This window comes from Desulforapulum autotrophicum HRM2, from assembly GCF_000020365.1.
In the GTDB taxonomy this organism is placed as follows: Bacteria; Desulfobacterota; Desulfobacteria; order Desulfobacterales; family Desulfobacteraceae; genus Desulforapulum; species Desulforapulum autotrophicum.
In genome coordinates this window covers 1113856-1137384 of sequence record NC_012108.1, presented here as the reverse complement: position 1 = coordinate 1137384, position 23529 = coordinate 1113856, and the positions used below count along the sequence as shown (strand labels likewise).

Annotated in this window: 25 protein-coding genes; 11 read left to right on the top strand and 14 right to left on the bottom strand. The window is 49.3% G+C overall.

Annotated features, from left to right (window positions below; all coding sequences use genetic code 11):
* Window positions 1–52: 52 nt before the first annotated feature.
* Complete coding sequence (locus HRM2_RS04905; protein WP_015902896.1) at window positions 53–2002, top strand: acetoacetate--CoA ligase; 1950 nt, start codon at window positions 53–55, stop codon at window positions 2000–2002.
* Between the two features lie 72 nt (window positions 2003–2074).
* Window positions 2075–2854, top strand: a complete 780-nt coding sequence (locus HRM2_RS04900) for an enoyl-CoA hydratase/isomerase family protein (RefSeq protein WP_015902895.1) — start codon at window positions 2075–2077, stop codon at window positions 2852–2854.
* 272 nt (window positions 2855–3126) lie between these two features.
* Here the strand turns inward: HRM2_RS04900 and HRM2_RS04895 are convergent, their stop codons facing one another.
* Window positions 3127–3912, bottom strand: coding sequence for a hypothetical protein (locus HRM2_RS04895; protein WP_015902894.1), 786 nt, complete (start codon window positions 3910–3912; stop codon window positions 3127–3129).
* A 203-nt stretch (window positions 3913–4115) separates the two neighbouring features.
* A complete protein-coding gene (locus HRM2_RS04890) occupies window positions 4116–4349 on the bottom strand; it encodes a hypothetical protein (RefSeq protein ID WP_015902893.1) in 234 nt (77 codons plus the stop codon).
* Window positions 4350–4751: 402 nt separating this feature from the next.
* On the opposite strand from HRM2_RS04890, the gene HRM2_RS04885 reads away from it, so the two are divergent.
* Window positions 4752–4943, top strand: coding sequence for a hypothetical protein (locus tag HRM2_RS04885; RefSeq protein ID WP_041273054.1), 192 nt, complete (start codon window positions 4752–4754; stop codon window positions 4941–4943).
* A gap of 89 nt (window positions 4944–5032) precedes the next feature.
* On the opposite strand, the gene HRM2_RS26925 is transcribed toward HRM2_RS04885, so the two are convergent.
* The 3 genes from HRM2_RS26925 to HRM2_RS04875 all read right to left on the bottom strand — a co-directional run bounded on the left by HRM2_RS26925 (window position 5033) and on the right by HRM2_RS04875 (window position 9057).
* Complete coding sequence (locus tag HRM2_RS26925) at window positions 5033–5209, bottom strand: hypothetical protein (RefSeq protein ID WP_187149333.1); 177 nt, start codon at window positions 5207–5209, stop codon at window positions 5033–5035.
* Between the two features lie 189 nt (window positions 5210–5398).
* Window positions 5399–7264, bottom strand: a complete 1866-nt coding sequence (gene nhaD / locus HRM2_RS04880) for a sodium:proton antiporter NhaD (RefSeq protein WP_015902892.1) — start codon at window positions 7262–7264, stop codon at window positions 5399–5401.
* Between the two features lie 398 nt (window positions 7265–7662).
* Window positions 7663–9057 (bottom strand): sigma-54 interaction domain-containing protein, encoded by a 1395-nt coding sequence (locus tag HRM2_RS04875; RefSeq protein WP_015902891.1) that lies wholly within the window; start codon window positions 9055–9057, stop codon window positions 7663–7665.
* 257 nt (window positions 9058–9314) lie between these two features.
* Between HRM2_RS04875 and HRM2_RS04870 the strand changes: the two genes are divergently transcribed.
* Window positions 9315–10673 carry an FAD-dependent oxidoreductase gene (locus HRM2_RS04870; protein ID WP_015902890.1) on the top strand — a complete coding sequence of 453 codons (1359 nt, stop codon included), beginning with the start codon at window positions 9315–9317 and terminating at the stop codon, window positions 10671–10673.
* A 31-nt stretch (window positions 10674–10704) separates the two neighbouring features.
* Here the strand turns inward: HRM2_RS04870 and HRM2_RS04865 are convergent, their stop codons facing one another.
* The 5 genes from HRM2_RS04865 to HRM2_RS04845 all read right to left on the bottom strand — a co-directional run bounded on the left by HRM2_RS04865 (window position 10705) and on the right by HRM2_RS04845 (window position 14414).
* Window positions 10705–11166 carry a GNAT family N-acetyltransferase gene (locus HRM2_RS04865; protein WP_015902889.1) on the bottom strand — a complete coding sequence of 154 codons (462 nt, stop codon included), beginning with the start codon at window positions 11164–11166 and terminating at the stop codon, window positions 10705–10707.
* 47 nt (window positions 11167–11213) lie between these two features.
* Complete coding sequence (gene modC, locus HRM2_RS04860) at window positions 11214–12302, bottom strand: molybdenum ABC transporter ATP-binding protein (RefSeq protein ID WP_041273053.1); 1089 nt, start codon at window positions 12300–12302, stop codon at window positions 11214–11216.
* Window positions 12289–13011 carry a molybdate ABC transporter permease subunit gene (modB, locus tag HRM2_RS04855; RefSeq protein WP_015902887.1) on the bottom strand — a complete coding sequence of 241 codons (723 nt, stop codon included), beginning with the start codon at window positions 13009–13011 and terminating at the stop codon, window positions 12289–12291. Before modB ends, modC begins: the two co-directional genes overlap by 14 nt.
* Window positions 13011–13802, bottom strand: coding sequence for a molybdate ABC transporter substrate-binding protein (gene modA / locus HRM2_RS04850; protein WP_015902886.1), 792 nt, complete (start codon window positions 13800–13802; stop codon window positions 13011–13013). Before modA ends, modB begins: the two co-directional genes overlap by 1 nt.
* Window positions 13803–14168: 366 nt before the next feature.
* A complete protein-coding gene (locus tag HRM2_RS04845; protein WP_015902885.1) occupies window positions 14169–14414 on the bottom strand; it encodes a Nif11-like leader peptide family natural product precursor in 246 nt (81 codons plus the stop codon).
* Between the two features lie 456 nt (window positions 14415–14870).
* Between HRM2_RS04845 and HRM2_RS04840 the strand changes: the two genes are divergently transcribed.
* The 3 genes from HRM2_RS04840 to HRM2_RS04830 all read left to right on the top strand — a co-directional run bounded on the left by HRM2_RS04840 (window position 14871) and on the right by HRM2_RS04830 (window position 17844).
* The gene (locus tag HRM2_RS04840) at window positions 14871–15749 is read left to right on the top strand and encodes an NAD(+)--dinitrogen-reductase ADP-D-ribosyltransferase (protein ID WP_015902884.1); all 879 of its coding nucleotides are present in this window, start codon (window positions 14871–14873) and stop codon (window positions 15747–15749) included.
* A gap of 20 nt (window positions 15750–15769) precedes the next feature.
* On the top strand, window positions 15770–16696 hold the full coding sequence (gene draG, locus HRM2_RS04835; RefSeq protein ID WP_015902883.1) for an ADP-ribosyl-[dinitrogen reductase] hydrolase: 927 nt from the start codon (window positions 15770–15772) through the stop codon (window positions 16694–16696).
* Between the two features lie 74 nt (window positions 16697–16770).
* Window positions 16771–17844 carry a galactose-1-phosphate uridylyltransferase gene (locus HRM2_RS04830; protein WP_015902882.1) on the top strand — a complete coding sequence of 358 codons (1074 nt, stop codon included), beginning with the start codon at window positions 16771–16773 and terminating at the stop codon, window positions 17842–17844.
* A gap of 124 nt (window positions 17845–17968) precedes the next feature.
* Here the strand turns inward: HRM2_RS04830 and HRM2_RS04825 are convergent, their stop codons facing one another.
* Window positions 17969–18565: a LysE/ArgO family amino acid transporter gene (locus tag HRM2_RS04825; RefSeq protein ID WP_015902881.1), complete on the bottom strand. Its 597-nt coding sequence runs from the start codon at window positions 18563–18565 to the stop codon at window positions 17969–17971.
* Between the two features lie 108 nt (window positions 18566–18673).
* On the opposite strand from HRM2_RS04825, the gene HRM2_RS04820 reads away from it, so the two are divergent.
* The 4 genes from HRM2_RS04820 to HRM2_RS27545 are packed head-to-tail and all read left to right on the top strand — an operon-like array spanning window position 18674 to window position 20452.
* Window positions 18674–19570, top strand: coding sequence for a LysR family transcriptional regulator ArgP (locus tag HRM2_RS04820; protein WP_015902880.1), 897 nt, complete (start codon window positions 18674–18676; stop codon window positions 19568–19570).
* Window positions 19571–19599: 29 nt separating this feature from the next.
* Complete coding sequence (locus HRM2_RS04815) at window positions 19600–19941, top strand: ribbon-helix-helix domain-containing protein (protein ID WP_232364200.1); 342 nt, start codon at window positions 19600–19602, stop codon at window positions 19939–19941.
* The gene (locus HRM2_RS04810; protein WP_015902878.1) at window positions 19941–20264 is read left to right on the top strand and encodes a type II toxin-antitoxin system RelE/ParE family toxin; all 324 of its coding nucleotides are present in this window, start codon (window positions 19941–19943) and stop codon (window positions 20262–20264) included. The genes HRM2_RS04815 and HRM2_RS04810 overlap by 1 nt, the downstream gene beginning before the upstream one ends.
* A 38-nt stretch (window positions 20265–20302) precedes the next feature.
* Window positions 20303–20452 carry a hypothetical protein gene (locus tag HRM2_RS27545; protein ID WP_232364199.1) on the top strand — a complete coding sequence of 50 codons (150 nt, stop codon included), beginning with the start codon at window positions 20303–20305 and terminating at the stop codon, window positions 20450–20452.
* Between the two features lie 22 nt (window positions 20453–20474).
* On the opposite strand, the gene HRM2_RS04805 is transcribed toward HRM2_RS27545, so the two are convergent.
* The 3 genes from HRM2_RS04805 to HRM2_RS04795 all read right to left on the bottom strand — a co-directional run bounded on the left by HRM2_RS04805 (window position 20475) and on the right by HRM2_RS04795 (window position 23480).
* Window positions 20475–21629, bottom strand: a complete 1155-nt coding sequence (locus HRM2_RS04805) for a homocitrate synthase/isopropylmalate synthase family protein (protein ID WP_015902877.1) — start codon at window positions 21627–21629, stop codon at window positions 20475–20477.
* Window positions 21630–21826: 197 nt separating this feature from the next.
* The gene (locus tag HRM2_RS04800) at window positions 21827–22153 is read right to left on the bottom strand and encodes a (2Fe-2S) ferredoxin domain-containing protein (protein WP_015902876.1); all 327 of its coding nucleotides are present in this window, start codon (window positions 22151–22153) and stop codon (window positions 21827–21829) included.
* Window positions 22154–22205: 52 nt separating this feature from the next.
* On the bottom strand, window positions 22206–23480 hold the full coding sequence (locus tag HRM2_RS04795; protein ID WP_015902875.1) for a radical SAM protein: 1275 nt from the start codon (window positions 23478–23480) through the stop codon (window positions 22206–22208).
* Window positions 23481–23529 lie beyond the last annotated feature (49 nt).

Below are 23529 nucleotides of genomic sequence, written 5' to 3'. Positions count from 1 at the left end.
CTCGTTACCAACGACAACAAGGCAAGCCTGACCCCATACACAGGAGAAAGCAATGGCAAAGCTTTTATGGACACCGTCAAAAGAACGGATCGAAAGAACCAATATTTACCGGTTCATGCAGGAGGTCAACAAGTCCCAGGGCACAACGTTCAAGACCTATGACGATCTTTACCAGTGGTCCGTTGAAAATCTTGAGCTGTTCTGGGAAAAGGCATGGCAGTTTCTCGGCATAAAGTCATCAGTCCCCTATGACAGGGTAATTGATGACCCCAAAAAAATGCCGGGGGCCGACTGGTTTTCTGGAGCCCGCCTCAACTTTGCCGAGAACCTGCTACGGAACCGCAACGATCGCACGGCCCTGATCTTTCGAGGCGAAGACCGGATTCGCCGCACCCTGTCCTACAACGAACTCTACCTTGAGACGGCGGCCGTTGCATCGGCCCTGAAAAAAGCCGGTGTAAAGCCCGGTGATCGGGTTGTCGGTTTTATTCCCAACATGCCTGAAGCAATCATTGCCATGCTTGGGGCAACGAGCCTCGGCGCCACCTGGTCCTCATGCTCGCCTGATTTTGGAATCAAGGGAGTTCTTGACCGGTTTGGCCAGACCCGCCCCAGGGTATTGTTCACAGCAGACGGTTACATCTTCAAGGGAAAACCCCTGGACAGTCTTGAAAAAATTGCCGGTATTTTAAAGGAACTGCCCTCCATTGAAAAGGTGGTGGTCGTCCCCTATGTCAACGAAACCCCTGACATTTCAAAGATTGGCAACGCTGTCCTGTACGATGATTTCAAGGACAAGACTGCCGTTGACATCACCTTTGAACAGCTCCCCTTTGACCATCCATTGTACATCATGTACTCGTCGGGTACCACGGGGCTTCCTAAATGCATGGTCCAAAGCGCCGGCGGGGTGCTCCTACACCAGTTAAAGGAACTTGTGCTGCACACGGATCTTAAGGCCGATGACACCATCTTTTACTTCACCACCTGCGGATGGATGATGTGGAACTGGCTCACGGCCTCCCTATCCACGGGGGCAACCCTGGTACTCTTTGACGGTAACCCCTTCCATCCTGCCCCTGACGCCCTGTGGCAGATGGCCCAGGACGAGCGGGTGACGGTCTTCGGCACAAGTGCCGGCTATATTGCAGCCCTTAAAAACGCAGGCGTAAAGCCGGGTAAGCGCTTTGATCTTTCAGCCTTAAAAGCAGTGCTCTCCACCGGTTCCCCCTTGTCTAAAGAAGATTTTCAGTTCATCTACGACGAGGTTAAATCAGACATCCAGCTTGCCTCAATTTCAGGCGGATCTGATCTTAACGGCTGCTTTGCCCTTGGCAACCCCATGGGACCGGTATATGCCGGCGAACTCCAATGCCGGGGCCTTGCCATGAAAGTATTTTCCTATGACGAAAACGGTCAGCCCGTGGTGGGCAAGCAGGGCGAACTTGTATGCACAGCCCCCTTCCCCTCAATGCCCATCAGCTTCTGGAACGATGATGACGGCTCCAGATACCAGGCCGCCTACTTCATGGATTATCCCGGCATCTGGGCCCACGGTGACTTTATCGAAGTCACGGAACGGGGCGGGGTAATCATGTACGGCCGATCCGACGCCACCTTGAATCCCGGGGGAGTCCGCATCGGCACGGCTGAAATATATCGCCGCCTTGAGCAGATGCCGGAGTTGGAAGACAGCGTGGTAATCGGACAGAACTGGAACAATGATGTGCGGGTAATCCTGTTTGTCAAGCTTGCCCAGGGCATTGAACTTACGGAAGATCTGGTTAAAAAAATCAAGACTGATATCAGACAGAATGCCTCCCCCCGCCATGTACCGGCCAAGGTCATCGCCGTTCCAGACATTCCCTATACCCTGAACATGAAAAAGGTGGAGCTTGCCGTACGAAAAGTTGTCCACGGCCAGGAGGTAAAGAACAAGGACGCCCTGAAAAACCCTGCGGCCCTTGACTTTTTCGCTAACATGGCAGAACTTCAATCCTGATCAGACAATATGGCCCGGGCATGCCCGTCTGCATGCCCCCCCTGGAAAATCATAACAGCTTAAAGGAGTCCCATGACTGACAAACAATCGGTTCTCATGGAAAAGGACAACGGCATTGGAACGATCACCCTGAACCGGCCGGAACAGAAAAACACCTTTACCCTCGGGTTTGCCACCCTTTTGAATCACCATCTCAAAGCCCTTGATGAGGACGACGAAGTAAGAGTGGTGGTAATCAAGGCAACAGGGAAACATTTTTCAACAGGGATCGATCTTGCAGAATTCAAGGACAAATCACCAGGTGAATTAAGGGCCATGATCGGCAAAATGGACCAGCACAACCACACCATTGCCCAGATGAAAAAACCGGTGATCGCATCGGTCAGGGGATATGCCATTGCCAACGGTGCAGGCCTTGTGTTTGCCTCAGACCTTGCCGTTGTCTCTGAGAATGCCAGGTTCGGCACAACGGCTATCAATGTAGGACTTATCTGCCTGGGCCCTGCCGTCCCCCTCTCCCGACTCGTATCAAGGAAAAAACTGCTGGAGATGGTCCTTGGGGGTGACATCCTCCAGGCAGAAGAGGCCGAGGGTCTTGGTCTGGTCAACAAAGTGGTTCCCGACGAAGAGCTGGAATCAGCCACCATGGCCCTTGCAGAAAAACTTTCCCAGAAGAGTCCCCTTGCCGTGGAGTGCGGGAAAAAAGGCATCTATGGCATGTCCGACCTCCCCTACCACCAGTCCCTGGACTACATGGGTGAAATGTTCACCCAACTTTGCACCACCAATGATGCGCAGGAAGGCCTTGCAGCCTTTCAGGAGCAAAGAAAACCCAATTGGACAAGGACTTAGAGAGTCACCAGGGATCAGACGATCCTGAGCTATAAACAAGGGCGGCCCTTGGGCTTGCAGGCAAAGACCCGGACCGCCTTAAACTAAAGGACATCTCGATCAATGACCTGCTCCACACGTGAGGTCATCTGGCAACCCAGGCCTGGATCAACGATGTGGCCTTATATCAACGGACAAGATCCTTGCAGAAGACTAAAAAGCGTCACCACGCCCCATGGGTCTTGTGGAGGTGATGCTGGTCAAAACCTGATGAAAAAGCCCATGGGCTCCATTCAAAGGCGCTGCATCCTCTGCCTGAAATCCGTAATCATCTCATATTTAAGAGCATCTGTTTTATCCGACCCCTGGTCAGAGTTAAGTACCGATCTGTTAAAGGATTTCAAGTGCTCGGTAAAAAGCTGATCAACGGGTTGGCGTGACTTTTTCTGAGTTTCCTCACCTGCCTCTTCCATCAACCCCATCATTTTCTCCACATACTTTTCAATCTGGCTGGAATCCGGTAAAGACATGGCAGGGGTAACTCCCTGACTTCCGGCATAGACTTCCCGGGAAACCGCCGTTTCCAGTGTGTAGGATCGTTCCATGCTAAGGTCTGCCGAATAAGAGGCTACCGTATCATAATCGGTCATGCCAAGGGCTGTTTCAACGGCCCCGCCCATGTCACCGGATACCATTTTTCCCAACACATTATCCAGGCTGCCTAAAAGCTGTTCAATGTCGTCAAGCTCCTGGTCGCTGAGGTCTCCGTTCACGGAAAAGGTAAAACTGGATCCCGTTTCAAGGGTCATGGTCCGGGAACTGTATGCAGATGTGGACGAAGCACCACCATTGGCCATTTGTCCGGTTTGATCATAGGTAAAGGCGTCCAATTCAGAAAACGAAGCGACATTGATGGTGACCTGATCCCCTTCACGGGTTTTAAGGGAAAGATCAAGGTTTTGACTCCTGGATGCGTTAACCGCCTTCTGTTCATAGGATTTTGCCCCGGTCTGTTCCATGGAGCCGTTTCCATTTCCATAAACTGCCGGTGGCCGGGAAAGGGAAGATATGGTGTTCATGATAAAAACTCCTTTTAAATCAACGATAAGTCTTTGCAGGGTTTTCACTCTGCCTGTCTATCCTTATCGGCCCTTTCCCACCAAACTAAAGCGCAGGTACTGCGGGCTAAAGTCCTCAAACAGCCTGCGCTTCTTATCACCCGGCCGGTCGAAGCGAGTTACATATAAAAAACAGCCAGGACCGAAGGAAGGTCTCTGCAGTCCTAATCTTTAATCTGGCTTACTTCAAGACCCAGGCTGACACACTGTTTGCCCTGCATACACTTATTCAGGTCTTCTTCTTCAAGAAAATGCTTAATTTTACGATCCCCCTTTTTAAGATATAATACCCATAATTTCTGGTCTTCATCATATTCGACATCCAGGTCTATTCCACACTGGCCGATATCCGGGTAAATCATTCTGATCTTTTCGCACAATTGATTTTTATCGTACATGGGAAACCTCCTTTGTAATTGATATCTTTATAACCGGCACGGCCGGGGCGAGAGATGGCTCTATGCCACAACGAAATTTTAAACGCATCCACTGGTGATGCTTCAGTGGAAGTTAGAAAAAAATAAGACAGATCAACACTGAGGTCAATGGCATCGCGCCCAGGCCAATTGGGTAATCAATGATGAAAAAACAAATCGGCTGTTTACAAAAATCTGTTATTTTAAAAACACTCCTATCTTGACCCAGTCCAGGCGAATCGCCATGGATACCGTTTTCCAGATCGATTTTATCGTCGGCAAGGACCGTTTCTATCAGCGACAGCATTTATAGGTTGAAAAAAACTGGGTAATTGCATAAAGCTTTGTCATTCAATTAAAATTTGTACCCAGGGAGAAAGTTCAATGAAAGAACATTCGTGTGAAAAATGCGGTTTCAGGGCAAAATTCGATAACAATCCATCCTCATTTATGGGCAGATTATGGCGGTGGCATACCACCTGGTGCCCTGGCTGGAAAAGATATGTGGAATCCATGCCGGAAGACGACCAGATGGCCATCGTTGACAAGTATGGAGAAAAAAGATTTTATAAATAAAAAAACCGGAAAAAGGAAGCTGTCCAAACCAGGCCCCCTTTTTCCGGCATATTGTATATATCGTTCATGTGACAGCGATACGCTGCATACTACATCCTCATGCAGCTCTTTGAACGAAGCCCGGCATCCCTGGCTACCGCTTTATAACATTCGCTTCGTTCCTCCCTGCTGGTTGTACAATAATCGCATGCCCTGAGGGCGTCCGACATCCTCTTTTTTCCTATGGCACAGCACATGGCTGCTTTTTCTTTCCTGTATGATTTCATATGAACCTCCCAAGATACTGATTCCCATGGCAACAAGTCTGACGTTATTTCTGTCATGCCATGTTGAAAGAATATAAGACCGAACCGACATAAATCAATGACTGATTCAGCATCAGGTACAATATCAGCACGCAAAGAGAGCTATCAGGAAGATTCTTTCCCCCCTGAAGTCCCCTTTCCATCCTTTGGCTACATCAGGCGTGAATTAATGAAGAGATGAACCAGAATACTGGCCCCATAGCCAAGTGCTATCACCGGCATCCATTTTAAATGGGCGCCAAAGGTATAGATCCCCCGGGCACTTCCCATCAGGGCAACACCTGCCGCAGATCCAATGGAGAGAAGACTCCCCCCCACACCTGCCGTCAAGGTCACCAGGAGCCACTGCCCATGGGACATGGCAGGATTCATCTTGAGCACGGCAAACATCACCGGGATATTATCAACAACAGCCGACAGGACCCCCACAAGGGTATTTGCGGCTGTGGCACCGAGATCTCCGTACATGAAGGTAGAGACCAGGCCAAGATAACCAAACTGGCCAAGACCGCCAACACAGAGGGTCACCCCGTAAAAGAAAAGCAGTGTGTCCCACTCGGCCCGGGAGATACTCTCCATGATATCAAAAAAGGTCCTTGTCTCCTGGTCCTCGTTCATATCCTCGATAATTTCAATAACCCCTGACACATGGCCGTTTTCATCTTTGAGGGGTGCTGACGCAAAATAGACCCATTTCCCCTTTTCTCCAAGGGACGGCTCAAAATCTGACACCTCATAGGCAGAGTCAATGTATTTGTTGAGTCTGCTTTTCCCATGGTAAAACTTGTTGACCAGTTTTTTTGAACCGCCTTCCAGAACCATGTCTGCAAGCAGGGGCCGCACTTGCGGATAAAAGGATTTCCACTGATCTTTTGTTCCAATTTTATCCTTGGCAGAAATCCCGGTCAAAGCTGCCATGGCAGGGTTCCAATGGGTGATGACATGATCCTTGTTCAGGAGAAAGGCAGGGGTTGGCAGGTCGTCAATAACCTGGGCGACCTCGCCATGGGTTTTGTCTTGAAGCATGGACATGGAGCGCTTGATCGTGTTCTTATTCCTGGCGCCCAGGATGTTGTCATAATAAAACATCCTCCCCTCTCTGCGCTTGATGTGATAACTGAAAAAACCCAAATACCCGAGGCCCAGCATCATGCCGGCTGCAGGGGGAAGGTTGAGAAAATTATGAAAGCTGACGGCCGTGATAATGGTCAATATAAAGAGCCCAATCATAACCTGGGCACCGTATTTCATTTCAACCTTTTCATCCAGCACCTTGGGAGAGGCATTGCCAATGGCAAGGCTCATGCATACGGCAGGTACCAGCCAATTGACCAGGGAAGGAATAAAAAGGTCAAAGAACTGGGAAAAAGCCACCTTGCCATTCTGCCAGACCATCAGGGTCGTAATATCTCCAAACGGCGAATAAGCACCACCGGCATTGGCCCCGATAACGATATTAATACATGACAGGGCAACAAATTTTTTATTGTCACCACCAACAGACATGACTACCGCACCCATGAGAAGGGCGGTGGTAAGGTTGTCGGCCACAGGAGAAATCACAAAAGCCAGCAATCCCGTAATCCAGAACAGAACCCGAAGGGAAAACCCCTTGGACACCAGAAATGCCCTCAGGGCCTGAAAGACCTTCCGTTCCTCCATGGCGTTGATGTAGGTCATGGCCGCCAGCAAAAAAAGGAACAATTCTCCATACTCGAGCAAACTGTCCTTGATCGCTTCATGGGCTGAATGGGTATCCCCTATCCCCATATAGGCAAGGGCTACCAAAATCCAGATAATACCTGCGGCAAGGAGCACAGGTTTGCTCTTGCGAAGATGAATAATATTCTCAAGGGGCACCAGACAATAAGCGGCCACAAAAAGTCCGATACCCAGATAGCCATAAATGGTTCGTGTAAAATCGACCAGCTCAGATGTGCCAGGCGTTGGGGACGAGGCAAGTGCCAGAACCGGAACAGCCAGAAAGGCAGTCAACAGGCAAAGTACTTTTTTCATATTCAGATTTCCTTTTCAATTCCAGCTCCCCTGGTAAATCAGCGGGGGGACAAAGGCCACCTCAATATCATGGAAGGGGGAGGTCTACATCCTGAACCAGATCCAGGGGCACAGGGAATAATTTAAAAAACAGTTGTATTACTTAATCCGTATTTTACCAAAAAGCAAAGTTTTTAGTTCAGTACCTGTCTTTTCACACCATTAAATAAGGGGCTCAAATCTATCACCTCAAAAGATATGACAACGGCCGCAGGAAGATGGTCTTGATTGGAATTACTGTTTCCAATCTTTAACAAGGAGAAGTCGTTACCAGAAATTGAAAGAAACAGTTGTGCAGATAGCAAGGTCCGATTCTGATAGTAGATGATGAACACCATGTCAGACAAAGTTTTTGTGACTTATTTGGCTTCACCAACACGCTCTTTCCGGTTAAGGTCAATATCGTATTTTTTCATCCGGTTCCAGACGGTCACACGGGAGACACCCAGCATGCGGGCTGCCATGGACTGATTTCCCCCGGACTGGTCCAGGGCTCTCAGAAGTTGCTGTTTCTGGGTTTCATCCTTGTGGGGCAATTGATTGTCTGTTGTTGGGCTTGACGTCCCGGACAAGAACACCTGCAGCGGCAGGTGTTCCCTGCGAATAACCGTACCATGGCAGGTGACAAAGGCATACTCAAAGGCACTTTTTAATTCACGGACATTGCCTGGCCAGGGATAGGCCATAAGGCTTTGCATGGCCCTGTTACTGACGCCCTGAATAGCGCTCTGGGTCTTGAGGCGATTACGCAGCAAAAATGAGTCCACCAGCACGGGAATATCTTCTGCCCGTTCCCTTAAGGGCGGTATCTGGATGGGAATGACATTAATCCGGTAAAATAGATCCTCCCGAAATTTACCCGTGCGAACATCCTCCTTGAGAGACCGATTGGTTGCCGTGATGATTCGTGTATTAACGGGTGTGGGGGTGTTGTCGCCCACCCGTTCAATTATATTTTCCTCAAGCACCCGCAAGAGTTTGACCTGGCAGTAAAAGGGTAAATCGCCAATTTCATCAAGGAAAAGGTCACCGTCCTTGGCAGCTTCAAACCGCCCCTTCCGATCCTTGACAGCTCCCGTAAATGCGCCTTTGACATGTCCGAAAAGTTCACTCTCGAGTATGGATTCATTAAGGGCCGCACAGTTGACCTTAACAAAAGGTTGTTCCAGGCGGGGGCCAATATCATGAATGCACTGGGCGACCAGTTCCTTGCCCGTACCGCTCTCCCCCTGGATCAATACAGGAGCATCAGACCTTGCAGCATTGCGAATCAGTTCAAAAACCTGGTGCATGGCCCGGGATGTGCCCAACAGATTATGAAAACCATTTTCCTGCTGCAGCTGTCTTCGAAAGGCTTCGATCTGATGATCCTTTTCAACGATATCACTGATATCTGTCAGCGTCTCCACGGCACCCACCACATTTCCCAAAGCATCCTTGAGCAGAGAGGCATTTTTTAATACCTGTACCCTGCCTTTGTTCTTGTGGGTCAGGGTACATCTTTTCATGTCAATACACCCGACTTTGAAAAGATCACACCAGTTTTCCCCCGTGAGACAGCGCGCTTTTTCACAGGTATCACATTGCAGAAGGTGACAGGATTTACCTTGGGCTTCCTGTCTGGAATAGCCTGTGATCTTTTCAAATGACCCATTCACAAAAACAATGCGCCCGTTTTTGTTGACAATCATCACCCCTTCCTGAATGGTATCCACAACTGTTTTCCAGTATTGATCAATCACCTGTTCAAGCATTACACCCCCTGTTAAAATTTTTAACACCTGTTAATTTGCACTTTAACATCCAGGTTAGCAAGTTAAAAATTTAACAAATTTAAGCATGCTTCAATCTACTTGTAATTTATCCTTATTTTTCAAATAGTTATATTTTAAAAAACCATTTTAATATTTTTATAAAAACCATGGCCCTTCTTTTGCTCTGTGTACTTGTCCTGGTTAAAAGATAAAGACTTGAATCTATTTTCTGCACCCATAAAAGGAGAGGTAAAAAAATGAAAAGCGACGTCGTTATTATCGGGGGATCTGCAGCCGGACTGATGGCAGCCCTGACATTAAAAAAAAGAGCACCTGAGAAGACCGTTACAATCATCAGAAATGTCATTAATACACCCATTCCCTGCGGGATTCCTTATATTTACGGCATCATGGGCCAGGTTAATAAAAACCTCATCCCGGATCAGGGTTTTATTGATCAGGGCATTGAGATCCTGCAAAGGGAGGTTGAAGATATTGATCGTGCCGACAAAGCGGTTGTCTTTTCCGATGGTGACCGTATCAGCTATGACAAACTCATTATCAGCACGGGTTCCAAGCCCTTTGTGCCCCCACTTGCCGGTATTGACAAAACCAATGTATTCACCGTCAAAAAGGATCCTGTTTATCTTCAAAAAGTCTATACAGCACTGACTCCTGCCCGGAACGTTGTTGTCATTGGCGGCGGCTTCATCGGGGTTGAAATGGCCGAACAGATTGCCCTGATGGGGCAAAAGGCAGGGATTGAAAAAAAAGTGACCGTTCTGGAAATGATGCCCCGTTGCCTGATGCTGGCCTGTGAAGAGGAATTCTGTCTTGAAATAGAGGAAGAGCTTAAGAAAGTAGGGGTCATGGTCAAGACAAATTGCCAGGCAGAGGAATTGATCGGCAACGGGGGAATAAAAGGGGTAAAGCTTGCCAACGGGGAAATCATCACCGCCGATGCCGTTGTCATCGGGATTGGCGCCCAGGCCAATATTGACCTGGCCATAAAATGTGGCCTTGAGGCCGATCCTCGTAATGGAATCAAGGTTGACAAATACATGCAGACCGATGACGCAGATATTTATGCCGCTGGTGACTGTGCCAGTAAATTCTCCTGTATCACGGGCAAACCCAGTGGCATTCGCCTGGCATCCGTTGCCGCCAGTGAAGGGATGATTGCAGCCTCAAATCTTTGCAAAGGCCGTAGTCGTGTGACCATGGGCGCCCTGGGAGCCTTCAGCACCAAGGTTGGAAACAGATCCGTCGCCGCCGCAGGCATGACCAGCCGAAGCGCAACAGAAGAGGGCATCGAATTTGTCGTGGGTGAGGTCACAACGCCCAACCGTCATCCCGGTCATCTGCCGGGTTCTGTTTCAGACATGAAGATCAAGCTTCTTTTTCGACGGGACAACGATCAGGTAATCGGTGGTCACGTGAGCGGAGGCGATGCAGCTTCTGACATGGTCAACATCATTGCCACGGCAATTCAGGCCAATCTCACGGCTGAACAGCTGGCCGTCATGCAGTATGCCACACATCCGCTGATGACGGCATCTCCATTAAGCTACCATGTCATGCTGGCAGCCGAAAACGCCGCAGTCAAACTGCGTTAGAAACCCATAAAAAGATCAGGCCCGGAAGACTTTAAATCTCCCGGGTCAGACAAACCAGGTCCGTCTGCTGCCATTTCAAGTGCTTGTAAAAGGTCATGGCGGGTCCATTGTTTTTATCGGCCAGGAGCTGGAGATGGGTGATACCCCGCTGTTGGGCCCATTGTTCGATGGCATGCAACAAACTTTTTCCAATTGCCCTGCCCCGGTGATCGGCATCCACCACCAGATCCTCAAGAACTGCCGTGATGCGCCCTGTTGCAGTGGATATCCGGGTCTGGGCCGTACACATGCCCACAATTTCAGTGTTGTGCACAGCCACTTTAACAGCCCGGTGTTTGCCGCATCCATCCAACATCAAAGCCATACCCCGGCGATTCTTTTCCCCATCAAAGTTAAAGTCCTTTTCAATTAAAAACAATTGTTTCAAAAGACCAACAAGGACGTCCAGATCCTCTGTATCGGCATTTCGAACCATGATCGGGTTTTCATCCATATGTATTTCTCCTGTTACTGGTTCTGTTTCTGGAAACGCTTCGCCCGTCAGGTTGCAACGTATCCCAGGGAGACGGATACGCTTTTAATCATGGCATGCACCCGGGTTCCCGGCTTTAAATCCAGTTCCTGCCGGGCCCGGGGGGTAATGGTGGCCATGAGGGGAATGCCGATGTCCAGGGAAACGTTCACCAGGGATCCGTTACAGGGATCGTTGATCCCTGTAACTATTCCCTGGAAGATATTCTGAAAACTGGTGCGAGGAAAGGCTTCCAGGGCAAGGCCCACATTCCGGGGATGAATTCTGGCACGCACAGTCCCATTGACCGGAAGGTCTACCAGGGGAACACTCAACATCCCTCCTGGAAATTCAAGCCGGGTCAGACCGGCCCCGGGGTCATGGGAATCAACCCGGGTTGAGACCACAACAGCGGCCTCCATACCGCCTGTGAGACGTTGAAAATCATCCCTGGCCGAAACCGTTTCCACACTGCCCACAGCCAGTGTTTTTCCGTTGGAAAGAAAAACCAGGGTGTCTGCCAGGTTTAAAATTTCATCAACGGAATGGGTAACGTAAAGAATGGGAACCCTGAGTTCCCTGGGTAGCCGGGCAATAAAGGGAAGCACTTCGCTTTTACGTGCCTGGTCCAGGGACGCAAGGGGTTCGTCCATAATCAACAGAACAGGACTTGTGAGCAGGGAACGTCCAATGGCGACCCGCTGTTTTTCACCACCTGACAACGTGGCAGGATGGCGTTTTAGCAGATGGCTGATGCCAAGGAGATCCACCACTTGGTCAAACTCAATATACCTGGCCCCCGGGGGCACCCGCTTCATTCCGTAGACAAGGTTGTTGCGCACAGACAGATGGGGGAAAAGACGGCCATCCTGGAACACATAACCGAAACGCCGACCTTCAGGCGGAATATGGACATTTTTTTCACCGTCAAACACGCAATGATCATTGACCACGATATGGCCTGCATCCGGGCGTGAAAGTCCTGCAATCATATTGATAATCGAGGTTTTCCCAGCCCCTGAATGACCGAACATGGCTGTGACGCCGGCGCCCTTGGCAACAAAAGCCGCTTCAACGGTAAAGTCGCCCTGTACTTTTTTAAGATCAATGTCCAACATGGGATCTATTTTTTCCTCGCATGCGCCGTTCCATACGGCCAGCCAAAAGTTCTGAAACAACCAGGGCCGCCAGGGCAACAACAACAGAAATGATACAAAGCCGCAGGGCCCCGGCTTCCCCATCCGGTACCTGGGTCAGGGTATAAAGGGCTAAAGGAAGCGTCTGGGTCTGCCCTGGTATATTGGAGACAAAGGTAATGGTGGCCCCGAATTCGCTCAGGCTTCGGGCAAAGGCAAGGATAATGCCGGTGATGATGCCCGGAAATATCAGGGGCAGGGTCACGGTAAAGAACAGATCAATGGGGCCGGCACCCAGGGTTCGTGCAGCCTGTTCCAGCCCCTGGTCCACGTTTTCAATGGAGAGTCGGACCGCCCTTACCAGCAGGGGGAATGCCATGACCCCGGATGCCAGGGCCGCCCCTTTCCAGTTAAACGCAAACACAATACCTGTGAGATCATACAGCCATTTTCCCAGAATTCCCCTCCGGCCCATGAGCAGCAGCAGGGTATACCCTGTGACCACTGGCGGAACCACCAGGGGCAGATGCACCAACCCGTCCAGCAGGACCTTGCCGGGGAACTGCTTCCTGGCAAGGACCCATGCAACCAGAATCCCAGGTACCAGACTGCCGAGAACAGCCCACCCAGAGATCCAAAGGCTCAGACGCAGGGCTTCCAGTTCAACGGATGTCAGCTTCAGAAATTCCATTACCGCAGGGAAAAACCGTATTTTTCAAAAACAGCCCCTGACGCACTGGTTTTGAGAAATTCAAGAAAAGCACGGGCCCCAGGGGTCGCCTTTCCAGAAACCAGGGCTACAGGATAGGTAATGGCTGGGTGGCTGTTTTCAGGGAAAAAGGCCACAACTTTTACCTTTTTGGAAATGGCAGCATCCGTGGCATAGACAATCCCCAGGGGGGCTTCGCCCCGCTCCACCAGCATCAGGGCTGCCCGTACATCCTTTGCCCGTGCCACTTTAGAAGCCACGCTCTCCCACACGCCCAGGGTGGTCAGGGCTTGTTTCCCATAGATGCCCGCCGGCACATGGTCCGGGTCACCCATGGCCAGCTTTTCCTGTCCCAGAAGTCCTGCCAGGTTAAAACCAGAAGTAATTGTGACATCCATGCTGCTGTCCAGGGGGGCAATCAAGACCAGTCGATTACCGAGCAGATCAAACCGAGTGCCGGGTTCAATCATATTATTCTTCTCCAGAAAACCCATCCACTTGGGGTTGGCTGAGAGATACACATCAGCCGGTGCGCCCTGGTTGATCTGCTTGGCCAGGGTGGAAGAAGAGGCAAAGGAGGTGGTGACCCGCCCCTTGTTTTCTGCGGTAAACAGGGCGATAATATCGGTGATGGCGTTGGTGGTGGAGGCGGCTGCAAAAACGGTAATTTCCGGGGTGTCTGCTGCCCGTGCCGAAAAAGAGAACAGGGTGACACACAGGGTCAATACCAGAAATGGAATCAAAAGACGTTTTGATCGCGATGAATGTTTCATAGGTTGGATCCTTTTTTATGGGGTTGTCAGTGAATTAGGGACTTGCAGTTCAAAAAACAACAGAAATCACTTGTCTTTGAGCAATAGCTAACAAATGCTCATATGGTCGTAAAGTCTTTTATTTATCTGTGAAATGCCATCGGATGAACAACGGGATTTCCCGTGTACGACGAGACCACATGGGTTTTAATGATCTGCGCGGTTTCTATCATTCTGTGGATCACTTCAAAGGTCATCGTTTTTCTCTGCGCCGCATGCAGTTTTCAAACATTTTCTGCCGTATTCAAAAATAGCTTCGTATATGTGTCCCATTTTAGGTCTCCCTGTTGCATCCTGTTATGGACCGATTGCGTTCTGTTGTTGATTTCAGAACCGGTTGAGCATCTCCCACCACATTCTGAGTTCATTAAAATGATGGTGGTAATCCTCAGTCGGGGAGCTTGCGACTTCACGGGTCCATGCCTCAACAAACTCTGCGGAATCAAATTCAAACCCGTTTTCCCCAAGCAGTGTTTCAATCTGTTCAGGGCTTTGGCACTGATTCAGATCCTTCATGAATTCCGGACGCCCTGTAATCGATTTTAGAAATCTCTTTGCATCATTAACTGGCATTGCCCTGCACTCCTTTGCCCCTTAAGGCCTTTTTACTGATATGACATGGAAAGAATCGGGCTCGGTCGGTTGTTCTTCCATTTGCCGGTTGCAACCATTTCCCAATATTTTAGAGCATTGCATAGGAAGTGCCACCCAAGTAAAATACCCACAAAAAACTACAACATGCTGTAATTAAAACATATAAATATATTCACATTAAAACCAAAATAAACTTATAAAAAATTATATTTCATTTTTGTTAAAAATCTATGATTTGATTACAAATATGTAATATAAAATCAGATATAAAACGCTATCCGCCAGGAAGGTTTCCAGACCTTCCCACCCCATGGCAGCCTGGAATCAACCTTGACCGGGCTTTGAGCCATAAAAATCGATCCCTGGTCCAATTGTTGCTTTTGTTCAGGGCGGCGGCAATGGCAAAAGTTTGGGTAAAAGGAGAAAAGACGGACAGTGAGAAAAATTGCGGATCCCGGCGGTTTAAAAACCTGGAAAGACCGAAAAAAAACAGACCTTCAAGGGACTCAAACTGAAAACAATCCCGGCAATTGTCAATTCAGCCTGTGCAGTTTAACGCCCTGGATCATTGGTTCCCGTGACTTTAATGACAACCCAATGCCCCTGAGTATCCAGGGGGTCCGGGCCACCCATTCCCATTTTTTCAAGCTCCTGGATAAATCGACAACCTGGGAGCAGCGGGCCCGTACTTTCCAGGATTACATGGAGGTCGCCTTTCATCTTCACCAATGGCGAAAAACAGGTGATCCCGACGGGCAGGTCAACCTGAAACACAGCTATCTGAGATTTCTCCGGGGGTGGTTGTTTAATGCAAGTTCTGTTGAAGGGGCTGTGATGAAAGGATGGGTGGAGAGCAGGATGGGGCTTGTGCCCACCTATCACTGCGGCCGCATCCAGGGCAAAGAAAGCAATGAATACCTCGCCTACCTCAAGGACCGCATGGGAGGTGCATCCCGAACCAATGCCATCTTTTCCCAGCTGGACCTTCTCTATGAATTTGTTCAGTATGAAATCCAACGTCGTGATCCCCAGGTCACCCATATCACCCTGTTCCGAGGCATTTACGATTTTTCAGAACATGAAATCCTTGCCCGGACAGACAACCAGCGGGCCGTGGTCCGGCTCAACAACCTCAATTCGTTTACCCACGATTTTGAACGGGCATGGGAATTTGGAACCTTTGTCATGGAAGTCAGGGTGCCTGTTTCAAAAATATTTTTTGATGGTTCCTTTCTCCGAGCAGGTATTCTAAGGGGAGAAGAGGAAGTTCTGGTCATTGGCGGAGAGTATGACATCACCAGACGTCTGGTGTAAAAAATCAACAGGGGGTATGGATGGACAGGTTTCAGAAATTGGATTGGCCTATAATTAAAGACAGGGCCAGGGCTGCATTCATCGGCGTTGCCCTGGGCGATGCCCTGGGAGCCACCACAGAATTCATGACTCCCCGGGAGATCAAGGTTCAATTCGGGGTGCACAACCAGATCATCGGGAAAGGATGGCTGTATCTGAAACCGGGTCAGGTAACCGATGATACAGAAATGTCCATCTTCCTAGGCCGGGCCATTCGAGATTCCAGGGGGTGGGATCTTTCCGCCATTGCAGACAGTTTTGCCGACTGGATGAAAAGCCGGCCCATTGACATCGGTTCCACCTGTTCCAGGGGGATCAGGAACTATATTGTTCACAAAACCCTTGAAGTGCCGCCGAGCCGCTGGGATGCCGGCAACGGCGCCCTGATGCGCATGGTTCCAGTTACACTCTATACCCTGGGGGATGGAGAAACCCTTGCCCGCCACGCCGTGGAGCAGGCCCATATCACCCACAACAACCCCCTGTCCGATGCGGCCTGTATCTTTTTTGGCCACTTGGTTCACAGGGCCATCATGGGTGATACCCTTGACGATCTGCGCACCCTTACCCGCGATTTTGTGATCCAGTACCCGGTTTTCGGGTATCAGCCCTACCCAGGCAATAGTTCCGCCTATGTGGTGGATACGGTCCAGACCGTGTTTCATTTTTTATTTTCAACCAACACCTTTGAAGAATGCCTTGTCAATACGGTGAACCAGGGGGGGGACGCAGACACCACCGGCGCCATAGCCGGCATGGTTGCAGGCGCCCTTTACGGTTTTTCATCGTTGCCCAAACGCTGGATAAAACGTCTGGATTCCAAAATTTATTCCGAGGTTCTTGAACTGTCTGACCACCTGGTCGACCACTCTCCTTTGTCCCATATTTCAGAAAAATTTCATTTTTAAACACATTTTTTTGAACATTTTCCTGTATGATATTTTCACTGGAATTTATAACTACAAAATGAAGGTGAAAATGAATGGTTGATCAAAAAATTCGTGAAATCCGCATCAATCCGATTATTCCGGCAGAATCTGTTCTAATTGCCACGGAAAGAGGAAACCGGCCTGAAAAGAAACCAGGTTCTGCAAGTTTTGACTCGCGGTCGCTGGTATCTGAGTGCCCGTTTTGCAGGGGAAATGAAAATCAGACCCCTGGAGAAATTCTGCGCGTTCCAGGGGATGGAAACTGGCAGATACGGGTCGTTCAAAATCTTTACCCGGTATTTGGTGATGATCACCTCCTGTCAGACCTGAATCTGGGGGTTCACCATGTCATTGACGGATACGGTCAGCATGAAGTTGTCATTGATCACGCCAATCACGGAATTCAGTTATACCAGATGGAGCAATCCCATATATCCCGTATTTTCAGCCTGTATCGGGATCGAATGAAACAGCTTTACACGGCAAATGAAAACCACCGCTATGTCCTGGTGTTTAAAAATTTCGGCCCGGCGGCAGGCGGCAGTATCGCCCATACCCACAGTCAGATTATTGCCATGCCGGTTGTTCCCGCCAATGTTGAGATGGAAATTGACAACAGCCGGAAATATTTCCAGAATCAGGGAAAATGTATTTTCTGCACCTTGATGGATGAATCCCTGACCTATGAAGGAACGGTCTATGATCGGTTTTCAGGGGAACAAAAAAAACGTATTGAGGTCGAAAAGTATATTGTGGAAAAAGGGGACTATTTTGTCGCGATCAAACCCTTTGCCAGCCGATTCCCCTGGGAAGTCCATATCCTGCCGCGGCAGCATTGCCATGATTACTGCAGCATCTCAGATACTGAATGCCTGGATCTGGCCGGGGTACTGCGTCGCGTTATGCTGCGGCTTCACGCAGTTCTTGGCTTTGTGGAATATAATTATTTTCTACATTCTGCGCCCGCGGTCCTCAAAACACCGGAAGATGAATCAAGCTTTCACTGGCACCTGGAACTTTGTCCACGGACAACCATTCCAAATGGTTTTGAACTGGGCTCGGGTCTGGCGATCAATACGGTCAGCCCAGAGAGGGCCGTGGAGCAGCTTCGTGCCGTTCAAATATAATTTTTGGCTGCAGCAGAGTTGCTGGAGAGAAACAATTTACCCCAGGTCACCATCGGCCTGGTTGTTACAAGGGAGGGTATCGATGGCTCGATGCTGGGCCTTGCCGCGACATGAAGAAACAAACTCATACCAGAGAAGCGGCAATCCCCCACATGGTCAGACAGACAAGGCTGTCGAGGATTCGCCAGGCGATCTGCTGCCGGAAGAGCGGTGCCAGCAATCGAGCACCAAAGCTGAGGCTTAGAAACCAGAGTATTGAGGCAGCAATTGATCCGGCCCAGAAACTCATCCGGTTTTGACCCTGGAACCGGCTGCTGATTCCGCCCAGAAGAACAACCGTATCCAGATAAAAATGTGGATTGAGCAAAGTGACGGCCAGGGTTGTCGTTACAGCAGCCTTCACGGATAATGCAGCCTGGCCGTCGGCATCCAGGCTTCCCCCGGTAATTGCAGAGCGAAGGGAGCCTGCACCGTAAAAAAACAAAAAAGCGGCGCCGCCCCATGCGACCCATTGGGAAAGCAAAGGGTTTGAGGCAACGGCAGTCCCAAAACCTGCAATGCCGGCTGTGATAAAAACCGCATCACACACAATGCAGGTCAATGCGATAATCAGGGGATGATTTTTCCGGACACCCTGGGAAAGGACAAAGGCATTCTGGGCGCCAATGGCCACGATCAATCCCCCCCCGGTTCCAAACCCCTGCATAAATGGCAACATCATTTTCATCTCCTTGTGGTGTTTCAATATACCGGGTGAAGATAGCCCTGGAATGATTAAAAGTAAAATTAATTATTTTAATTAATCATCAGATATGCTAATAATTATGCCATGCTGGATTATAAACTCATTGAAGCACTGGCCATGGTGGTCCGGGAAGGTGGATTCGAAAAGGGTGCGAAGGCCCTTCACATATCCCAGTCTGCCGTTTCCCAGCGGATTCGTCTGCTCGAGGAGCAGATGGGACAGGTCCTGCTGACACGCACAACGCCGCCCCGGCCGACGTCCGGCGGTCAAAAGATACTCAAACATTACCTCCAGGTCAACCATCTGGAACAGGATCTGGTTGCCTGCGCCGAAGAAGGAACAGATCCTTTTTTTTCTACCATGTCAGTGGGCGTTAATGCGGATTCCCTTGCCACCTGGTTTTTGAACGCCATTCATTCGTTTTTGATAGAAGAACAGGTTCTGCTGGATATCCGGGTGGATGATCAGGAACAGACCCATCAACTTTTAAGGGACGGGGAAGTCATGGGCTGCATCACCACCCTTGAGCAGCCCATGCAGGGATGCCGAATTGACCCCATCGGCCGGATGACCTACCGCATGGTGGCCACTCCCGGGTTTGCCGACCGCTGGTTTCCAAACGGCATCACTATGGAGGCCGCTTCCAGGGCACCGGCAGTCACCTTCAATCGGAAGGACACCCTGCATCAACAGCTTTTGACCCAGGCCTTTGAAAAATGTCCAAAGTATATGCCCATTCACTATGTGCCGTCTGCAGAAAAATTTGCCGATTTCATTGCATCCGGCCTGGCCTACGGCATGCTGCCGGAACAGCAGATCATGCCGCTGGCTGAATCCGGCGGAATCATTGATCTTACGCCGGGTTACAGTGTGGCCGTGAACCTTTACTGGCAATGCTGGAATTTAAACGCCACCCTGTTGAAAAAATTATCAGAACAACTGATCCAGCGTGGCAGACTGCTGCTGGCGCCAACGACATAACCAGAATAGAAATTTATTTTTTGAAGAGCATGTTGACCATCTCCTTTCAAAAAGGTATGATTAAATCATACTTTAATGGAGGATCATCTATGCAACAAGCAAAAGCCGAAAGAATTACAATCACTTTACCGCCAGATATGCTGGCTTCTATCAAAAAAGAAGTTAGCTCCGGCTCCTATGGTTCAACGAGTGAGTTAATAAGGGAAGCCATGAGAATGTGGCAGAAAAGAGAAGAAGAGTACAAAGCAAGAATTTCTTTAATCCGTGAACGTTTGGCACATTCAGAGCAAAGCGGTGAACCAGTGCCGTTAAACACAGCCTTTAAAACCATTAAGAAGTTACATCAAAAACAGGCAAAAAAAGAAGTTTAATGAAAACATATAAAGTCTATTTGATGCCGGATGCAATCAAAGACCTTGAACATATCTATGAATATATTTCAACGAAAAGTGGCTTTCCTGAAAGAGCTTGGGCATTCATTGAAAAGCTTAGGCTCAAATGTCAGAAATTGGAAACGGCACCTCTAAGAGGGCAGCAACGCAATGACTTAATGAAAAATTTAAGAATTTATCCTCTCAATAAAAAAACTGTTGTCGCTTTTGTCGTTGATGAAGAGCAACAGGCGGTAAGAATTTTGAACATATTCTATGGGGGTAGAGATTATGAAGCTATTATGTCAACCCCAAAGGCATAACATTAGTCAGTGAAGAATTCATCAAAAACTATATTGATATGCCCGATAAGCTTGTTGATTTACTTATACGATTTCTTTCCCAAAACGATGGGATGCTTTCAAAACGTGCAAGAAGAAGGGAATTTGAAAAGTTGACTGATGATGAAATTCGGATGATTGAAAAAAAATACGTAGAAATTTTCGAATAAATATTCGACCTATTCATTACAATCATACCGGGCAACTCAATTTCCAAAACTGGTGATAAAGTTCCGCAAGTTCCAGGGGGGTAAGCAACCTTTTTTGTCTGCGCGCCTTTTGCCTTACCAGGGGAATCAGTCTTCTGGCCGCTGCTTTATCAATGAAAACCCCCTGTTTTTCCAGTACATGGCAGATGGCAGCCGACCCTGAATGATACCCGATAACGTATTCGCACGCTTCTTTACCCACCCTTTCGGGTTGAAACAGCTGGTATGAAGCGGCATCCTTTAAAAGGCCTGAACAGTGAATGCCCGATTCATGACAAAAAACGTTTTTTCCAACAATGGGTTTTGACCCAGGGATTTCCCGGCCGGAAGCCTTTGCAACCAGACAGCAGAGATCAGTCATCTGGGAAAAATCAAGGGTGGCACCATACCCGCCCACCTCAAAAAGAGCCATGGCAACCTCTTCCAGGGGGGCATTGCCAGCCCTTTCACCCAGACCGTTGACCGTGACGCTCAGGGACGACGCCCCGGCATCCACAGCGGTAACGGCGTTGGCCGTGGCCATGCCAAGGTCATTGTGGCCGTGGAACTCAATATCAAGATCCGGCACCTGACAAACAAGATCCGTCATGGTTTTCATCACCATCAGGGGACTGATCATTCCCACGGTATCTGCGATGCGCAGGCGGTCTGCCCCAGCCTCAAAGGCAAGACGGGCAAACCCGTATAAAAAATCCCGCCGGGTCCGGGTGGCGTCCTGGGCCCCCACTGAAACCCGGTCAAAATACTTTCTGGCAACCCCGACAAGACGTTCAAGGGAGTCCATCACCCAGGCTTCATCCTTGTCAAAGGTTTTCAAAAGAAGGGACGAGGTGGGAAAGCTGATATGAACGCCGGCAGTATTACAGGCGGCAGCCGCTTCAATATCCTCCCTTGCAGCCCTGCACCAGGAAGAGAGGATACACGACAAATTCATCTGGACAATCCCTCTGATATCCTGGCAGGCCCCATCCCCCATGGCCGGAATGCCCACCTCGATCTCATCGATGCCGATGCGGTCAAGGGCCCTTGCAATTTCACGTTTTTCATGGGTATGAAACACAACCCCGGGGGCCTGTTCTCCGTCCCGTAATGTGGTGTCCACCATCCATATTTTTCTTTTATCGTTTAAATTAACCATGGCGAACTCCTTTGATGTTCCAATCATTTTTTGGCCTTGATTATCGTTCTTGCAATTTTTTGGGGCCCATCAATTGACGGATGGCTGAAACGATGATCAAGTCCCAATTTCCAGATATTAAAGTCCCCGGGTAAAAAGAATCCAGCAAAACAGTCCAGGAGAGACAAACTTGTGAATTTATTTTACCCGGGAAACGATCACGCCTCGCAGGTCGAGTCGGAAAGAAGGTATTCCTTTGCGATGCCCCCGTCTTCAAGGGCGTCCAGAATTTCGTCAATGGCATCCTCGGACGTTACATTGCCATACCAGATGTTTTCCGGATAAATGACCAGGATCGGTCCTTCATCACAGAGTTTAAGGCAGCAGGTGGATGAGACAATCACTCCTTCAAGCCCCCGGTCAATGATTTCGTTTTCAATGTAGGGGAGAAAATCCATGGAATTTTTCCTGTGACATTTTCCCTTGGGCTCTCCGCTGGGTCTGAAACTTGCGCAGACCAGTATGTGATGTTTGGGTTTTTCCATTTTTTTTCCTTTTTGGGGGACAGATTTCAAATCTGTCCCCATGGTTTTAGGTTTACATACATCCCATTCCGCCACCTGAACATTCTGCCCTGCAATCCAGGGGGGCTCTTTTAACCAGATGACTTATGTTCTGTTTATTTTTAACGGCATCAACAACTTCCTGGATCAGGCCGTTGACCTCCAGGATTTCAAATCCCTCGTTCGTGAGCAACGCCTTAGGCGTTTCCCCGACACCGCTCACCAGGATAAGATGACAATCCTTGAGCTGGTCAGCCACTACCTGCCACCTGGAACTGCCGTCACCCGGTCTGGGCATCTCCCTTTGTTCCACAAGGACCACTTCTTCCCGGCTGATGTCATAGATGGCAAGTTCTGTGGCCTCTCCCAGGTGCTGGTTCACCAGAACCCCCTCCCGGGTGGCCACGGCAACATGGGGGCGGGCAGGATCTTCCATCTCAATTTCAGGCGTCTCTTCCATGGATGCACAGGTTTTAAGACTCTCCATCAATACCTTGTCCGGTTCTTCACCCAGTATGCCCACAGCATCGGCCCGGCAACGTTTGCAGTGCTTCATCTGGGGGAGATATTTCTGGGCGTCTGCCTGGATTTTCGCAATCTCTTCCCTGGACGGTTCCCTGAGGTGAGCGAAGTTGGATCCCTCATTGGGATAATAGGGCATACAGTTGAGCAGATCCACACCCATTTTTGCCATTTCTTTGGCAATATCGGTCACATGGTGATCGTTGATACCGGGCAGCACAATGGTATTGACCTTTACGATGATTCCCCTTTCTTTCAGTCCTGCCACGGACGCCAGCTGTTTTTCCAGAAGCAGTTTCACTCCCTGCCCGGGGGCCAGGGATTTTTTGCCGAACCGCACCCAGGAATAAATTTTTTCACTGATTGCAAGGTCAATGGCGTTGATGGTGATACTCACATGGCTGACATTGAACCTTGCAATATCATCCAGATATTCCGGCAGGTTGAGCCCGTTACTTGCAAGACACAACAGCATGTCCGGATATTTTTTACTGATCATCTCAATGGTCGTCAGGGTCTGTTCAGGGTTGGCAAAGGGGTCGCCTGGGCCTGCAATACCCACCACTGAGATATTTTTCTTCCGGTTCACGACCTGTTTAAGATATTCCATGGCCTGGAAAGGGGAAAGAATACTGCTGCATACACCGGGCCGGCTCTCGTTGACACAGTCAAATTTTCGATTACAAAAGTTGCACTGGATATTACACCGGGGTGCAACGGGAAGATGGACCCGGCCCCAACTTTTACAGGCATTTGCATTAAAACAGGGGTGATTTTCAATATTCATTTTTCTATCCTTTGTCTTTCCTCGTTTCTATGGCCTGGTTATTCGGCCT

Coding starts and splice junctions, on each gene's coding strand:
- HRM2_RS04905 (WP_015902896.1), top strand. CDS start 53: ATGGCAAAGCTTTTATGGACACCGTCAAAAGAACGGATCGAAAGAACC.
- HRM2_RS04900 (WP_015902895.1), top strand. CDS start 2,075: ATGACTGACAAACAATCGGTTCTCATGGAAAAGGACAACGGCATTGGA.
- HRM2_RS04895 (WP_015902894.1), bottom strand. CDS start 3,912: ATGAACACCATATCTTCCCTTTCCCGGCCACCGGCAGTTTATGGAAAT.
- HRM2_RS04890 (WP_015902893.1), bottom strand. CDS start 4,349: ATGTACGATAAAAATCAATTGTGCGAAAAGATCAGAATGATTTACCCG.
- HRM2_RS04885 (WP_041273054.1), top strand. CDS start 4,752: ATGAAAGAACATTCGTGTGAAAAATGCGGTTTCAGGGCAAAATTCGAT.
- HRM2_RS26925 (WP_187149333.1), bottom strand. CDS start 5,209: ATGAAATCATACAGGAAAGAAAAAGCAGCCATGTGCTGTGCCATAGGA.
- nhaD (WP_015902892.1), bottom strand. CDS start 7,264: ATGAAAAAAGTACTTTGCCTGTTGACTGCCTTTCTGGCTGTTCCGGTT.
- HRM2_RS04875 (WP_015902891.1), bottom strand. CDS start 9,057: ATGCTTGAACAGGTGATTGATCAATACTGGAAAACAGTTGTGGATACC.
- HRM2_RS04870 (WP_015902890.1), top strand. CDS start 9,315: ATGAAAAGCGACGTCGTTATTATCGGGGGATCTGCAGCCGGACTGATG.
- HRM2_RS04865 (WP_015902889.1), bottom strand. CDS start 11,166: ATGGATGAAAACCCGATCATGGTTCGAAATGCCGATACAGAGGATCTG.
- modC (WP_041273053.1), bottom strand. CDS start 12,302: ATGTTGGACATTGATCTTAAAAAAGTACAGGGCGACTTTACCGTTGAA.
- modB (WP_015902887.1), bottom strand. CDS start 13,011: ATGGAATTTCTGAAGCTGACATCCGTTGAACTGGAAGCCCTGCGTCTG.
- modA (WP_015902886.1), bottom strand. CDS start 13,802: ATGAAACATTCATCGCGATCAAAACGTCTTTTGATTCCATTTCTGGTA.
- HRM2_RS04845 (WP_015902885.1), bottom strand. CDS start 14,414: ATGCCAGTTAATGATGCAAAGAGATTTCTAAAATCGATTACAGGGCGT.
- draG (WP_015902883.1), top strand. CDS start 15,770: ATGGACAGGTTTCAGAAATTGGATTGGCCTATAATTAAAGACAGGGCC.
- HRM2_RS04830 (WP_015902882.1), top strand. CDS start 16,771: ATGGTTGATCAAAAAATTCGTGAAATCCGCATCAATCCGATTATTCCG.
- HRM2_RS04825 (WP_015902881.1), bottom strand. CDS start 18,565: ATGATGTTGCCATTTATGCAGGGGTTTGGAACCGGGGGGGGATTGATC.
- HRM2_RS04820 (WP_015902880.1), top strand. CDS start 18,674: ATGCTGGATTATAAACTCATTGAAGCACTGGCCATGGTGGTCCGGGAA.
- HRM2_RS04815 (WP_232364200.1), top strand. CDS start 19,600: ATGTTGACCATCTCCTTTCAAAAAGGTATGATTAAATCATACTTTAAT.
- HRM2_RS04810 (WP_015902878.1), top strand. CDS start 19,941: ATGAAAACATATAAAGTCTATTTGATGCCGGATGCAATCAAAGACCTT.
- HRM2_RS27545 (WP_232364199.1), top strand. CDS start 20,303: ATGCCCGATAAGCTTGTTGATTTACTTATACGATTTCTTTCCCAAAAC.
- HRM2_RS04805 (WP_015902877.1), bottom strand. CDS start 21,629: ATGGTTAATTTAAACGATAAAAGAAAAATATGGATGGTGGACACCACA.
- HRM2_RS04800 (WP_015902876.1), bottom strand. CDS start 22,153: ATGGAAAAACCCAAACATCACATACTGGTCTGCGCAAGTTTCAGACCC.
- HRM2_RS04795 (WP_015902875.1), bottom strand. CDS start 23,480: ATGAATATTGAAAATCACCCCTGTTTTAATGCAAATGCCTGTAAAAGT.